This window comes from Actinoplanes sp. NBC_00393 (genome assembly GCF_036053395.1).
GTDB lineage: Bacteria > Actinomycetota > Actinomycetes > Mycobacteriales > Micromonosporaceae > Actinoplanes.
The window spans coordinates 5,541,251-5,555,282 of sequence record NZ_CP107942.1; the positions used below are offsets into that span (position 1 = coordinate 5,541,251).

16 protein-coding genes are annotated in these 14,032 nt (G+C 71.9%); 12 read left to right on the top strand and 4 right to left on the bottom strand.

The window, feature by feature from the left end; translation table 11 throughout:
• Positions 1–101: 101 nt before the first annotated feature.
• A complete protein-coding gene (locus OHA21_RS25875; RefSeq protein WP_328477965.1) occupies positions 102–473 on the bottom strand; it encodes a CBM20 domain-containing protein in 372 nt (123 codons plus the stop codon).
• Between the two features lie 106 nt (positions 474–579).
• Positions 580–1,194 carry a helix-turn-helix transcriptional regulator gene (locus OHA21_RS25880; protein WP_328477967.1) on the bottom strand — a complete coding sequence of 205 codons (615 nt, stop codon included), beginning with the start codon at positions 1,192–1,194 and terminating at the stop codon, positions 580–582.
• A 117-nt stretch (positions 1,195–1,311) separates the two neighbouring features.
• Here OHA21_RS25880 and OHA21_RS25885 point away from each other — a divergent pair, with 117 nt between their 5' ends.
• From OHA21_RS25885 to OHA21_RS25895, 3 genes are all read left to right on the top strand, one after another.
• Complete coding sequence (locus OHA21_RS25885; RefSeq protein ID WP_328477969.1) at positions 1,312–2,310, top strand: hydrogenase expression protein HypE; 999 nt, start codon at positions 1,312–1,314, stop codon at positions 2,308–2,310.
• On the top strand, positions 2,307–2,807 hold the full coding sequence (locus OHA21_RS25890; protein ID WP_328477971.1) for a hypothetical protein: 501 nt from the start codon (positions 2,307–2,309) through the stop codon (positions 2,805–2,807). The genes OHA21_RS25885 and OHA21_RS25890 overlap by 4 nt, the downstream gene beginning before the upstream one ends.
• A 347-nt stretch (positions 2,808–3,154) precedes the next feature.
• On the top strand, positions 3,155–3,649 hold the full coding sequence (locus OHA21_RS25895; RefSeq protein WP_328477973.1) for a hypothetical protein: 495 nt from the start codon (positions 3,155–3,157) through the stop codon (positions 3,647–3,649).
• Here the strand turns inward: OHA21_RS25895 and hypB are convergent.
• Together hypB and OHA21_RS25905 are read right to left on the bottom strand one after the other, a co-directional pair.
• The gene (hypB, locus tag OHA21_RS25900) at positions 3,642–4,325 is read right to left on the bottom strand and encodes a hydrogenase nickel incorporation protein HypB (RefSeq protein ID WP_328477975.1); all 684 of its coding nucleotides are present in this window, start codon (positions 4,323–4,325) and stop codon (positions 3,642–3,644) included. The genes OHA21_RS25895 and hypB overlap by 8 nt on opposite strands.
• On the bottom strand, positions 4,303–4,653 hold the full coding sequence (locus OHA21_RS25905) for a hydrogenase maturation nickel metallochaperone HypA/HybF (protein ID WP_328477977.1): 351 nt from the start codon (positions 4,651–4,653) through the stop codon (positions 4,303–4,305). Before OHA21_RS25905 ends, hypB begins: the two co-directional genes overlap by 23 nt.
• A gap of 91 nt (positions 4,654–4,744) precedes the next feature.
• Between OHA21_RS25905 and OHA21_RS25910 the strand changes: the two genes are divergently transcribed.
• The 9 genes from OHA21_RS25910 to hypF are packed head-to-tail and all read left to right on the top strand — an operon-like array spanning position 4,745 to position 14,031.
• Positions 4,745–5,770: a hydrogenase expression protein HypE gene (locus tag OHA21_RS25910; protein ID WP_328477979.1), complete on the top strand. Its 1,026-nt coding sequence runs from the start codon at positions 4,745–4,747 to the stop codon at positions 5,768–5,770.
• Complete coding sequence (locus OHA21_RS25915) at positions 5,767–7,506, top strand: nickel-dependent hydrogenase large subunit (protein WP_328477981.1); 1,740 nt, start codon at positions 5,767–5,769, stop codon at positions 7,504–7,506. Before OHA21_RS25910 ends, OHA21_RS25915 begins: the two co-directional genes overlap by 4 nt.
• A gap of 3 nt (positions 7,507–7,509) precedes the next feature.
• Positions 7,510–8,022, top strand: coding sequence for a hypothetical protein (locus OHA21_RS25920; RefSeq protein ID WP_328477983.1), 513 nt, complete (start codon positions 7,510–7,512; stop codon positions 8,020–8,022).
• Positions 8,019–8,648 carry a DUF5947 family protein gene (locus OHA21_RS25925; RefSeq protein WP_328477985.1) on the top strand — a complete coding sequence of 210 codons (630 nt, stop codon included), beginning with the start codon at positions 8,019–8,021 and terminating at the stop codon, positions 8,646–8,648. Before OHA21_RS25920 ends, OHA21_RS25925 begins: the two co-directional genes overlap by 4 nt.
• Positions 8,645–9,286: a DUF6084 family protein gene (locus OHA21_RS25930; protein ID WP_328477987.1), complete on the top strand. Its 642-nt coding sequence runs from the start codon at positions 8,645–8,647 to the stop codon at positions 9,284–9,286. Before OHA21_RS25925 ends, OHA21_RS25930 begins: the two co-directional genes overlap by 4 nt.
• Positions 9,283–10,524 carry a hypothetical protein gene (locus OHA21_RS25935; RefSeq protein WP_328477989.1) on the top strand — a complete coding sequence of 414 codons (1,242 nt, stop codon included), beginning with the start codon at positions 9,283–9,285 and terminating at the stop codon, positions 10,522–10,524. The genes OHA21_RS25930 and OHA21_RS25935 overlap by 4 nt, the downstream gene beginning before the upstream one ends.
• The gene (locus tag OHA21_RS52795; RefSeq protein WP_442875142.1) at positions 10,521–10,619 is read left to right on the top strand and encodes a DUF6893 family small protein; all 99 of its coding nucleotides are present in this window, start codon (positions 10,521–10,523) and stop codon (positions 10,617–10,619) included. Before OHA21_RS25935 ends, OHA21_RS52795 begins: the two co-directional genes overlap by 4 nt.
• Positions 10,616–11,350: a hydrogenase maturation protease gene (locus OHA21_RS25940; RefSeq protein ID WP_328477991.1), complete on the top strand. Its 735-nt coding sequence runs from the start codon at positions 10,616–10,618 to the stop codon at positions 11,348–11,350. The genes OHA21_RS52795 and OHA21_RS25940 overlap by 4 nt, the downstream gene beginning before the upstream one ends.
• 2 nt (positions 11,351–11,352) lie before the next feature.
• Complete coding sequence (gene hypF, locus OHA21_RS25945) at positions 11,353–14,031, top strand: carbamoyltransferase HypF (protein ID WP_328477993.1); 2,679 nt, start codon at positions 11,353–11,355, stop codon at positions 14,029–14,031.
• Position 14,032 lies beyond the last annotated feature (1 nt).

A 14,032-nucleotide genomic window follows, 5' to 3' on the forward strand; every position in this document is an offset into this window, starting at 1 on the left:
CCGTACGGCCGGTGCACACGCTCCCACACCCGAAATTCACACGCGTGCGAAAATTCGGCACGCGCCGGGGGTATCTGCCTCATACCCCCGGCGCATCCTGATCAGTATCCGCCGAAGGTGTCGTGCGTGACGTAGGTGCCGGTCGGCGGGGTGATCGTGGTCCGGTTCTGCTGGTAGCCCTTCTCCCAGCGCAGGACGCTGCCGTCGGCGCCCTTCACGATGTACTGGAACTCGATGTACGTGTTCGCCGGCAGGGCGACGTTGCCGTACCAGTTCGGCCAGGCCCGCCCGCTGGTGGTCAGCGGCACGGCCGCGGCCGGGTTCCAGGAGCCGAGCTCCGGGATGCTGCCGACGACGTAGACGGTCTGCCCCCAGACGGTGAAGTCGGCGACCACGTTGAAGGTCGCGGCGATCGGCGCGACCTCCGCGGCGCTCGCGGTGACGGACGGGGATCCGGCGGCCGGGGCGGCCACGGCGGGCCCGGTGAGGCCCAGGATGCCGGCGATCAGGCCGGCGGCGAGGGCGCCGGCCCGGACTGCGGTGCGGTATCGAACGAGCGTGAAAGTCGTTGCAAATCTTTCAGGGACCGTACGGCGGTTCGCCGAAGATCGCGCGGATCCGGGACAGATCCCGCAGGCGCGGCTCGGTCGCGCCGGACACCCAGCGGCCGATCGTCTTGGTCGACACGTTGAGCCGCCGGGCCGCCGCCTCCATGCTCATCCCCTCCCGGCGCAGGCCGGCCGCCAGCCAGGCCGCGAACGACAGCGCTGGTTCCGCGGCGACCGGCGCCGGTGCGGCGGCGGGGGCGAGCGCCGGCGGTTCGGGCGGCCGGGGCACCGCGGCGGAGATCCGGCCGCCCACCGCGACCTCGCCCGCGGGCCGGCCGCCCACCGCGACCTCGCCGGCGGGCTGGGTGTCGGCCGAGCCGAGCACGTCCACCTCGGCGCCGTCCGGGAAGATCCGCAACGACACCTGCAGCGACGAGCTGGCGCCGGCGGTGTCCAGCAGCACCTCGGCGACCCGGTCGCAGAGCGCCTGGATGTCGTCCTCGGAGATCGGGGTGCCGGTCAGGTGGCGGCGCAGGAAGGCGCGCACGTCGGGCAGCGCCGAGGGGCGCGCGGGAAACGCCTGCGCGACCACGACGAGCGGCAGAATCTCGATGTCGCCCAGATCCGAGCCGGCGGATGCCGACATGGCGCTCCCCTTCCGTGCCCGATACGGGAGTTTGGCCCACCCGAAGGCCACCGCGGCACCACCGATCGGGTGAATCCACCCTTCCCGGCACGCCGCGTGTGCGCCTAGGCTCGCTGCGTGAACGTCCCGGGAGCGGGCGAACAGGTCCTGCACATCCTCTGGATGAACGGCGGTCTCAGCTGCGACGGCGAGTCGGTGGCCCTGACCGCGGCCACCCAGCCGAGCATCGAGGAACTGGTGCTCGGCGCTCTGCCGGGCCTGCCGCCGATCGAGCTGCACTGGCCGTACCTGGGGTACGAAACCGGTCCGGACGGCGGCACGGGCAGCTTCATCGACTGGTTCCACCGGGCCGCCCGCGGTGAGCTGGAGCCGTTCCTGCTGATCGTCGAAGGTTCGGTGCCGGACGAGACGAACAAGGACGACGGTTACTGGAGCGGGTTCGGCAACGATCCGCAGACCGGTCAGCCGATCACCGCGACCGCGTGGCTGGACCGGCTCGCGCCCAGGGCGACCGCGGTCGTCGCGGTGGGCACCTGCGCGGCGTACGGCGGGGTGCACGCGATGGCCGGCAACCCGACCGGCGCGTCCGGCGTCCCGGATCATCTCGGCTGGGACTGGAAGTCCAAGGACGGTCTGCCGATCGTCTGCGTGCCGGGCTGCCCGACGCACCCGGACAACCTCTCCGAGACGATCCTCTACCTGCTGCACCAGGTGTCCGGGCAGGCGCCGATGATCCCGCTGGACGAGTCGCTGCGCCCGCGCTGGCTCTTCGAGTCGACCGTGCACTCCGGATGCGACCGGGCGTCCTATTACGACCAGAGCGACTTCGCGCTCGGCTTCGGCTCGTCCTCGTGCCTGGTCAAGATGGGCTGCTGGGGTCAGGTGGTGCGCTGCAACGTGGCCAAGCGGGGCTGGGTCAACGGGGTGGGCGGCTGCCCCAACGTGGGCGGCATCTGCATCGGCTGCACGATGCCCGGCTTCCCGGACAAGTTCATGCCGTTCATGGAGGACCCGGTGGCGGGCGCGGTGCCGGCCCTGGCCGCCGACTACGCGCCGGTCGTGCGGACGCTGCGCGGGTACACGCTGCGCGTCGCCGGCCGGGCCACGACGTCATGACCGCGCCCGATCCGGCCCGGTCCGCGGCCGCGCGGATCGACGAACTGCTGGGCGAGCTGCGGGACAGCCCCCATCCGCGGGCCGCGGTGGTGGCCGACGAGCTGACCGGCTGCCTGGTGCGGCTCTACGGCGAAGGCCTAGCCCGGATCGTCGGGCTGCTGGACGCCGGGCAGGTGGCCGCGCTGTGTGACGACCCGCTCGTGGAGAGCCTGCTGCTGATCCACGATCTGCACCCGCAGGACACCGAGACCCGCATCCGCCGGGCGGTCGGGCGCTTCTCGGCGTACGCGGAAGAGGGTGTCACCGAGGTCGATGCGGAGGGTGCCGCGCGCCTGAACCTGGTGGCCCGCCCGGCTTGCGGCGGCTCTCTGGATGCGCTGCAGACCGAGATCGCCGAGGCGGTCCGCACCGCGGCGCCAGAGCTGTCCGCGGTGGAGGTCCGTCTGTCGACCGCGCCGCCACTGCTGCGGATCTCGCTGCGCCCGGGCCTCGCCTGATCTTTCCTGGTCATCCGACAAGTCGCCCGGCAGAACCGGGCCGGTCGGCGGCGCACCGGACACATGTGTCCGGTGCGCGCGGCGAATCCCCATTAATCGGGTCATCTCGGCGACCGCCCGCCGCCCACTCCTGGGCGGACAAGGTTGGGTCTGGTGGCGCCTCCCGGGGTGAGGCACGTTGGTGTCCGTGCCGGTCATCCCGGCGCGACGGTCAGCAGCCGAGGAGTGACGACGTGATCTGGCAACGAATCTCAGCGCATCGCCGGCTCGGGACAGGAAACGGCGGCCGGTGGGCGAGCTGGCGGATCCCGTCGGCACGCAACAGACGGTCGGGGACCGGGGCGCCGATGTCGGTGATCCGGGAGCCCGAGGCCGGATGGTGGCAGGCGCAGGAAGCACAGGACGGCGCCGACCCGACGGTCACCGTGGTGGTGCTGCACGATCACGAAGCACGCGGCGACGGCGGCTCGGCGATGTCCCGGCTCGCTGCCCGGGCCGGGCTCGACGACGACGAACTGCTGGTCATGCTGGGTATGTCCGCTCCCGCACCGGACCACCGCGCGGTGATCACCGGACTCCGCGAACGGCTCCCCGGGCGCCGGGTGGTCGAGTTGCGGGTGCGGCGTGACGACACGTTCCAGGAATGCGCGATCGCGGCCGGGCAGCTCCTCGCCGAGGGTGGGCTGCCGGTCGTGGTCACATCGGCCGCAGCGCTGCACACCGTCACCGCGCAGCTCTCCAGCTACCTGCGCGCCGACCAGGTCCTCCGGGTGCTGCAAACGGCCTGGGGAACCGACCTTCACCAGGTGTGGTCGCGCCGGTCCGACCCGGTGCTCAACTGAGGGTGCTCAACTGAGCGAGCCAGGCGTACCAGGCGGGCAGGGCGTCGCCGCGGGTCGCGGAGACCTCCAGCACCGCGGCCTTCGGGTTGACCGCCGCCACGTGCCGGCGGCACTCCGCCACGTCGAAATCGACGTACGGCAGCAGGTCGATCTTGTTGATCAGCACGAGACCGGCGACCGCGAAGGCATGCGGGTACTTGAGTGGCTTGTCAGCGCCCTCGGTCACCGAGAGGATCACCACCCGCTCCCGTTCACCCAGGTCGAACAGGGCCGGGCAGATCAGGTTGCCGACGTTCTCGACGAACAGCAGACCGTCACGGGGTGGCGCCAGCCGGTCCAGGGCGGTGCTGAGCATCTGCGCCTCCAGGTGACACCCGGCCCCGGTGTTGATCTGCACGACCGGACATCCGGTACGCCGGATCCGTTCCGCGTCCAGCGGCGTCTGCTGGTCGCCCTCCACCACCGCGACGGGATGGTCCCTCCCCACGTCGCGGATGGTCCGCTCGAGCAGGGTGGTCTTGCCGGACCCGGGTGAGCTCATCAGGTTGACGGCCACGATGCCGTCCCCGGCGAGCCGTTCCCGGTTGGCCTCCGCGATCTCGTCGTTGCGGGCCAGCACCTTCTGCTCGAGCGTGACCACCTCGATCTTCTGGTCACAGCCGCAGGTGCCGCACATCAGCCACCTCCATCGAGACGATCTGCAGCTCGCGCCCGGCCGTCACTTCGACGTCGGCGCTGCCGCACGGGCACAGCAGGATCAGGTCCGCACACGGGAACTCGGCGCCGCAGGCCCGGCAGCGCCCAGCCCCCGCCCGGTGCTCGATCTCCAGATCCGCGCCGTCCGCGACGGTGCCCTCGACCGCGAGCGTGAAGCACCAGCGCATGGCCTCGGGAACCACCGCCGTCAACGCTCCGATCCGGACGGTGACGCGGTGCACCGGCCGGCCGGCGGCCCGTTCGCAGACCGCGTCGGCGATGTTTGTGGCGATGGCGAGTTCGTGCATGGCCTCGCTCGCTAGCCGGGCAGGGGATTGACATCGTCTCACGACGCGGGACTAGCTAGTCAGATACGTCACACACCCGGGTCAGGTCATCATGACTTCACAAGAACCGGAAGATCCCCTGATCCACGTGCTGTGGATCAATGCGGGACTCAGCTGCGACGGGGACTCGGTCGCGCTCACCGCGGCCACCCAGCCCAGCATCGAGGAGATCGCGCTGGGCGCCCTGCCGGGGCTGCCGCGGATCGCCGTGCACTGGCCGCTGATCGACTTCGAGTGCGGGCCGCGCGGCGGGGCGGACGACTTCCTGTCCTGGTTCCTGCGCGCCGAGGCGGGTGAGCTGGAGCCGTTCGTGCTGGTGGTCGAGGGGTCGATCCCGAACGAGAGGTTGCACGACGAGGGCTACTGGTCCGGGTTCGGCAACGACCCGGAGACCGGGCAGCCGCGGACCACCAGCGACTGGCTGGACCGGCTCGCGCCGAAGGCCACCGCGGTGGTCGCGGTGGGCACCTGCGCCACGTACGGCGGGATCCACGGGATGGCCGGCAACCCGACCGGCGCCATGGGGGTGCCGGACCATCTGGGCTGGGGCTGGACGTCGAAGGCGCAGATCCCGATCGTCTGCGTGCCCGGCTGCCCGATCCAGCCGGACAACCTGTCGGAGACGCTGACCTACCTGCTGTATCAGGTCACCGGTCAGGCGCCGATGATCCCGCTGGACGAGGCGTTGCGCCCGACTTGGCTCTTCTCCCAGACCGTGCACGAGGGCTGCGACCGGGCCGGCTACTACGAGCAGGCCGACTTCGCCGACGCCTACGGCTCGCCGAAGTGCATCGTGAAGCTCGGCTGCTGGGGGCCGGTGGTCAAGTGCAACGTGCCGAAGCGGGGCTGGATCAACGGGGTCGGCGGCTGCCCCAACGTAGGCGGCATCTGCATCGGCTGCACCATGCCCGGCTTCCCGGACAAGTTCCAGCCGTTCATGGACTCGCCGCCGGGCGGGCACCTGTCCACGCGCGTGGTCGGCCCCTACGGCAAGGCGGTCAAGCTCCTCCGCGGCATCACCGCACACACCCTGGATCGCGAACCCAAGTGGCGCAGGCCGAGAGCGGGGACCCGATGACCGAACTGGTGGAGATGGCCTGGGATCCGATCACCCGGATCGTCGGCAGCCTCGGGATCTACACGAAGATCGACTTCGAGAAGAAGGTCGTCGCGGAGTGCAAGAGCACCAGCTCGATCTTCCGCGGCTACTCGATCTTCATGAAGGGCAAGGACCCGCGCGACGCGCACTTCATCACCAGCCGGATCTGCGGCATCTGCGGCGACAACCACGCCACCTGCTCCTGCTACGCGCAGAACATGGCGTACGGCGTGAAGCCGCCCCACCTCGGCGAATGGATCGTCAACCTGGGCGAGGCCGCCGAGTACATGTTCGACCACAACATCTTCCAGGAGAACCTGGTCGGGGTGGACTACTGCGAGAAGATGGTCGCCGAGACCAACCCCGGCGTCCTCGAGCAGGCCAACCGGACCGAGTCCCCGCACGCCGGCGAGCACGGTTACCGCACCATCGGCGACATCATGCGCTCGCTGAACCCGTTCACCGGCGAGTTCTACCGCGAGGCGCTGCAGGTCAGCCGCATGACGCGGGAGATGTTCTGCCTCATGGAGGGCCGCCACGTGCACCCCTCCACGCTGTATCCGGGCGGGGTCGGCACGGTCGCCACGATCCAGCTGATGACCGACTACCTGAGCCGGCTGATGCGCTACGTCGAGTTCATGAAGAAGGTCGTGCCGATGCACGACGACCTGTTCGACTTCTTCTACCAGGCGCTGCCCGGTTACGAGCAGGTCGGCAACCGGCGGGTCCTGCTGGGCTGCTGGGGGTCCTTCCAGGACCCGGAGCACTGCAACTTCCGGTACGCGGACATGACCGGCTGGGGCCGCAGGATGTTCGTCACTCCGGGCATCGTCGTCGACAACAAGCTGATCACCACCGACCTCGTCGAGATCAACCTGGGCATCCGGATCCTGCTCGGCTCGTCGTACTACGACGACTGGGAGGGCCAGGAGATCTTCGTGACGCACGATCCGCTGGGCAACAAGGTGGACCGGCGGCACCCGTGGAACCAGCACACCAACCCGCGCCCGCAGAAACGCGACCTGGACGGCAAGTACAGCTGGGTGATGTCGCCGCGCTGGTACGACGGCACCGAGTACCTCGCGCTGGACACCGGCGGCGGCCCGCTCGCCCGGCTCTGGGTGACCGCGCTCGCCGGGATGGTCGACATCGGATACGTCCGGTCCACCGGCTCCAGCGTGCGGATCAACCTGCCGAAGACGGCGCTCAAGGGACCGGTCGAGCTGGAGTGGACCATCCCGCGGTGGAGCAACACGATCGAGCGCAATCGGGCCCGGACCTACTTCCAGGCGTACGCGGCCGCCTGCGCGCTGCACTTCGCGGAGAAGGCGCTCGCCGAGATCCGGGCCGGGCGCACCAAGACGTGGGAGTCCTTCGAGGTGCCGGACGAGGGGATCGGCTGCGGCTTCACCGAGGCGGTGCGGGGCGTTCTGTCACACCACATGGTGATCCGGGACGGGAAGATCGCCAACTATCACCCGTACCCGCCGACGCCGTGGAACGCCGCCCCGCGGGACAGCTTCGGGACGCCGGGGCCGTACGAGGACGCCGTCGAAGGTCAGCCGATCTTCGAGGAGAACGACCGGGACGACTTCAAGGGCATCGACATCATGCGTACGGTGCGCAGCTTCGACCCCTGCCTGCCCTGCGGGGTGCACATGTACCTCGGCGGCGGGAAGAAGCTGGACCTCGTCCACTCCCCCACCGGCGGGTGACCCGTGCCGGGCGAGGACTGGCGGGCGGCCGGGGAACGCATCGACGCGCTGCTGGCGGCGAGCGGCCCCGGCCGGGCGCGCGCCGAGGAGCTGGTGCGCCTGCTCACCGGCCTGTACGGCGCCGGCCTGCAACGCCTGCTCGAACTGCTGCACGGCCACGGCGCCCTGACCGACGAGGTGCTGACCGCGATGGCCCGCGACGACCTGCTCGCGAGCCTGCTGCTGGTGCACGGCCTGCATCCCGACGACGTGGCGACGCGGGTGGAGCGGGCGCTCGCGGCGACCGGCGAGGACGTCGAACTGCTGGAGGTGACCGCGGACGGGAACGTGCTGCTGCGGGCGGGCGCCGGTGGGTGCGGGTGCACCACCACCGCCCGCGACGACCGGGTGCGTGCCGCGGTGGAGGCGGCCGCCCCGGATGTCACCGGGGTCGAGTTCGAGCGTGCTTCGGGCGTACCCTTGATCCCGGTTTCTGCGCTTTTTGATCGCCCGGCCGAACCGGGGTGGGTGCGATGACCGACCCCCTCGCCGCGTTACGCCGGGCCGCCCGGGCCCGGCCTGCAGAGGCCGAAGCAGCGCCGCGCTGTGACATGTGCGCGGCGCCGATCACGCCGGAACACCGGCATGTGGTCGACCTGCACCGGCGCTCGCTGATGTGCACCTGCACCGCCTGCCACCTGCTCTTCACCGACGAGCACGCCCAGTTGCGCTATCGCGCCGTCCCCGATCGGCACCTGGCGCTCACCGGCGCCGCCCTCGACGACCGCGCCTGGGACGAGCTGCAGATCCCGGTCGGCCTGGCGTTCCTGTTCCGCAACTCCAGCCAGGACCGGATGGTCGCCTGCTATCCGGGCCCGGCCGGCGCCACCGAGTCGGAACTCCCGCTGGCCGCCTGGGACCGCATCGTCGAGGGACATCCGGTGCTGCGCGGCATGCTCCCCGACGTGGAGGCGCTGCTGGTCGGCCGCGACGCCGGAAGTTACCTGGTGCCGATCGACGTCTGCTACGAGCTGACCGGGGCGCTGCGGACCCGGTGGCGCGGCTTCGACGGCGGGCGCGAGGCGCACGAGGCGATGGACGCGTTCTTCACCCGGCTGCGGGCCCGCAGCCGGGTCGCACCGGACGAGGGCGGCGACAGTTGAGCGAGTACCGGTTCACCGTTCTCGACGTGGTCGCCGAGCCGTACGCGGCCGCCCCGCAGCTCACCGCCCGGCTGCGCGTCGACGCCGGGCCGGACCAGCAGGTCCACGCGATCGTGCTGCGCTGCCAGGTGCGCATCGAACCGCAGCTGCGCCGCTACGAGCCGGCCGAGCAGGACGGAATGCGCGGCATGTTCGGCGAGCCGGAGCGCTGGGCCGACACGGTCCGGCCGTTCCAATGGATGCAGTGCAGCGTCACCGTGCCCGGCTTCGCCGGCCGCACCGACCTGGACCTGCCGATGCCGTGCACCTACGACCTCGACGTGGTCGGCTCCCGCTATCTGAATGCGCTCGGCTCCGGCGCCGTGCCGCTCAGCTTCCTGTTCTCCGGCACGGTCTTCACCCGCGGTGCGACCGGCTTCGCGGTGGAGCAGGTCCCGTGGAGTTGCGAGGCCCGGCACCGGATGCCGGTGGCCGTGTGGCGGCAGATGATCGAGTCCTACTTCCCGAACAGCGGCTGGCTGCGGGCCGGCTCCGACGTGCTGGCCCAGCTCGCCGGATACCGCGACCGGCACGGTCTGACCAGCTGGGACGAGACGCTGCAGAAGTTGCTGGCGGTCGCCGACGGGCCGGCGTCGTGAGCCTGGATGCGGCCCGGGCGGTCGCCGACGCGGTCCTCTACGAGGGATACCTGCTGTATCCCTATCGGGCCAGCGCGGTCAAGAATCGGTCCCGCTGGCAGTTCGGCGTGCTCGGCCCACCCCGGGCCGCCGCCGGCGAGCCCTCCGGCATGGCGATGCAGTGCCTGGTCCGGCCGGGCAGCCACGGCACGGTCACCATCCGCTTGCGCTTCCTTCAACTGCAACACCGCGGGGTACGAGCTACGCGCCCGGACGGCACGCAAGAGGCGGTCAGCGAGCTGGTAGTCGACGGCGCGACGGTGCTGACCTGGGACGAAGCCACCGAGCGGGAGATCGTCCTGCCGGAGGTGCCTCTGCACGGCGACCGCACCTACAGCGTCTCCGTGCCCGGCGGCGCCGACGAGGAACCACTCGGCGACGCGGGCCGGGTGGTCCGCCGCCGCTGGCCGCTCACCGCCCAGGTCCGCACGACCGCCACCCCGGACGGCGCCCTGACCCGCCTCACCGTGGCAGTAACCAACACCCACCCGGACCCCGTGCCCCGCCCTGACGCGGCCGTCCGCCATTCGCTGCTGGGCGCCCATCTGCTGCTCGAAGCCCGCGACGCCGTCTTCGTCTCGCTGCTCGACCCGCCGCCGGACGCGGTCGCGGCCGCCGGACGCTGCCGGCAGGACCGCTGCTGGCCGGTGCTCGCCGGCCCGCCCGGCACCCACGACCTGCTGCTCGGCTCGCCGATCATCCTGTACGACCACCCGCGCATCGCCGAACAGAGCAACGGCAACCTGTTCGACTCCTGCGAGATCGACGAGATCCTCACGCTGCGGGTGATGACGATGACCGACGCGGAGAAGGCGGAGGCCCGCGCCACCGACCCGCGAGCCGCGGCCATCGTCGACCGGTGCGACGCCGCGACCGCCGACGACCTGGACCGGCTGCACGGCACCCGCCACGACCCCGGCGCCGGTTCGGTGCTGATCGCCGGCGTCCGCGTGGCCCGGGACAGCCTGGTCCGGGTCCGTCCCACCCGGCGCGCCGACGCACAGGACCTGTTCTTCGCCGACCGCGTCGCCCGGGTCACCGCGGTGGTCGAGGACGTGGACGGCGCCACCCACGTAGCGGTGGTCCTGCTGGACGACCCAGCCGCCGAACTGCACGACTGGTACGGCCGCTACTTCTACTTCGCACCCGACGAACTGGTGCCGCTCGCACCCGTTCCCGGAGAGGGGAACGAATCATGAAAGCTCTCGGTGTCGTAGCGGTGGCACTCGCCGCCGTCGTGGTAGCCCGCTCGTGGCCCGACATCCGCCGCTACCTGCGCATCCGCTCGATGTGAACACCATCCTGGTAGCCGGCATCGGCAACCTGTTCCTCGGCGACGACGGCTTCGGCCCCGAGGTGGCCCGCACCCTGGCCACCTCCATCACCCTGCCCGCCGGTGTGCGCACAGCGGATTACGGGATCCGCGGCCTCCACCTCGCCCACGACCTGCTGGCCGGCTACCAAGCCCTGATCCTCATCGACGCCCTCCCCACCACTCCCGACGATCCGCCCGGCTCCGTCGCAGTGCTCCACATCCCGGCTGACCCCCACCGCTGCCTCCCGGCCGACGAAGCAGCACTGGCCGTCAGCCCAGAGCAACCAGCTGACAGCGAGCGCTGCCTCCCGGCCGACGAAGCAGCACTGGGCGTCAGCCCAGAGCAGCCAGCTGACAGCGAGCGCTGCCTCCCGGCCGACGAAGCAACACTGGGCGTCAGCCAAGAGCAACCAGCTGACAGCGAGCGCTGCCTCCCGGCCGAAAAGGCAGCACTGGGCGTCAGCCGGATGGATGCGCACGGCATGGACCCGGTCGCTGTGCTCGGGGCGGTCGAGCGGCTCGGCGGGACTGTGCCGCCCACCTATGTGGTGGGATGCCGGGTCGCCGATGTCGGCGAGCGCATCGGGCTGAGCCCGGCGGTCGCTGCGGCCGTGCCCGAAGCCGTGGCCGCAGTGCACGCCCTGCTGGCCCACCTCGCGGCCAGCTCACCCTCTGCGGCCCGACCCGCCGCCGCGCCGGGGAGGCGGTAGCCGTGTGCCTCGGCATTCCGGGACGGGTGCGGGAGATCCTGCCGGGTAACGCCGGACACCTCGCGCTGGTCGACGTGGCGGGCGCCGGCCGGCGGGTCAACATCGGCATGCTGGAGACCGCGCCGGCGCCCGGGGACTGGGTGCTGATCCACCTCGGCTTCGCCGTGGAGATCATCGACGAGGCGCAGGCGGCCCGGGCGATGTCCGGCCTCGAGCTGATGGGCAGCGGCCCGGAACCCGCCAGGCAGCTCGGCGGCGGCGCGAAAGCCGACGGCGCGGCAGCCGACGGCGCGGCAGCCGACGGCGCGGCAGCCGACGGCGCGGCAGCCGACGATGCGGCAGCCGGCAGCGCGAAAGCCGACGGCGCGAAAGCCGACAACGCGACAGCCGACAACGCGGCAGCCGACGGCGCGGCGCGGGTGCGGTGGCGGTTCACGGTGGGTGGGCTGGTGCAGGGGGTGGGGTTCCGGCCGTTCGCGTATGTGACGGCGTCCGAACTGGGGCTCAGCGGCGAGGTCAGCAACACCGGCGACGGGGTGGTCATCGAGGTCGAAGGCGAACCCGAGGCGGTCGCCGCATATGGGCGGCGGCTCCGGGACGAAGCGCCACCGCTGGCGATGGTGGCCGCCGTCGAGGAGGAGGAGCTGGCGGTCGAAGGTGGGACCGGGTTCCGGATCGCTGCGTCGGATGGGAGCGGGCCCGCCCGTACGCTCGCTTCGCCTGATGTCGCGACCTGCGCGGACTGCTTGCGTGAGCTGCTGGACCCGGCCGACCGGAGGTTCCGGCACCCGTTCATCACCTGCACGAACTGCGGGCCGCGCTTCACCATCATCGACACGCTGCCGTATGACCGGGCGGCCACCACGATGGCCGGCTTCCCGATGTGCGACGCCTGCCGCGCCGAGTACGACGACCCGTCCGACCGCCGCTTCCACGCCCAGCCGATCGCCTGCCCCGGCTGCGGCCCCCGCCTCGAGCTGGTCACCGCCGACGGCCCGCCCCGCTACGGCGAGGACGCCCTCCAGGAGGCCCGGCGGCTGCTCGCGACCGGCGCGATCGTCGCGGTGAAGGGCCTCGGCGGCTACCACCTGGCCTGCGACGCCCGCGACGACAAGGCGGTGACCACGCTGCGCGAGCGCAAGCGGCGCGGCGGCAAACCTTTCGCCGTGATGGTCGCCGATCTGGGCACCGCCCGCGACCTGGTGACCCTGTCCGACGGCGAGGAACGGCTGCTCACCGGGGTACGCCGCCCGATCGTGCTGCTCCCCCGCCGCGACGACAGCCCGGGTGTCGCCGCCGCGGTCGCCCCCGACCACTCCGAACTCGGCGTCATGCTGCCCTACACCCCGCTGCACGTGCTCCTCCTCGAGAAACCCGGCCCGGACGCCCTGGTCATGACCTCGGGCAACCTCGCCGGCGAGCCGATCGCTTCGGACGACGAGGACGCCCGCAAACGGCTCGCCCCGCTGGCCGACGCCTGGCTGCGCCACGACCGGGCCATCCGGGTCCCGTGCGACGACTCGGTCACCCGGCACGCCGCCGGCGCCGAACTCCCGGTCCGCCGGTCCCGCGGTTACGCCCCGCTGCCGGTCACCGTCCCGTTCGAGCTGACTCCCGCCCTGGCCGTCGGCGCCGACCTGAAGAACACCTGCGTGATCGGCGCCGGCCGGTACGCGTGGGCCAGCCAGCACATCGGCGACCTGGACGACCTGGCCGGCATCGACGCGCTGACCGCCAGCGAGAACCACCTGGAACGTCTCACCGGCGTCCGCCCCGAGCTGCTGATCGCCGACCTGCACCCCGGCTACCACTCCACCGGCTGGGCCCGCGCGCACGCCGACGGCCGCCCGGTACGCCTGGTCCAGCACCACCACGCGCACATCGCAGCGGTTCTCGCCGAGCACGGCGTGGGACCGGACGAGCAGGTGATCGGGTTCGCGTTCGACGGCACCGGCTACGGAACCGACGGCGCCGTCTGGGGCGGCGAGGTGCTGGTCGCCGGTTACAAGGCGTTCCGGCGCGTGGCGTACCTCGGCTATGTGCCCCTGGCCGGGGGTGACGCGAGTGTGCGCCGCCCGTACCGGATGGCTCTGTCGCATCTGCGTGCCGCCGGCGTGCCCTGGTGGCCCGCGCTGCCTCCGGTGACCGCCTGCCCGGCCGCGGAACGGGACGTGCTGGACCGGCAGTTCGGCAGCGGTTTCGGCTGCGTGCCGACCTCCAGCATGGGCCGCTTGTTCGACGCGGTGGCCGCGCTGGCCGGGGTCCGGCAGATCGTCGAGTACGAGGCGGAGGCCGCGATGATCCTGGAGGGTCTGGCTGCCCGGCACGGCCTGGAGCCGCATCCGGCGTACGCGTTCGAGCTGCGCAGCGACGTCGCCGATCCGGGACCGGTGATCCGGGCGGTGGCCGCGGACGTCCGTGCGGGCGTGTCCCCGGCGGCCGTCGCGGCCCGGTTCCATGCCGCGGTGGCCGGCCTGATCGTCCGGCTGGCCGAGCAGTGCCGGGAGCAGACCGGGCTGGGCGTGGTGGCGCTGGGCGGCGGCGTCTTCCAGAACGCGCTGCTGCTCGCCGCCGCTGAGCAGGACCTGACCGAACGCGGCTTCCGGGTGCTGCGGCCCCGGCTGCTGCCGCCCAACGACGGCGGCATCGCGCTCGGCCAACTCGTCGTGGGCGCCGCGTAGG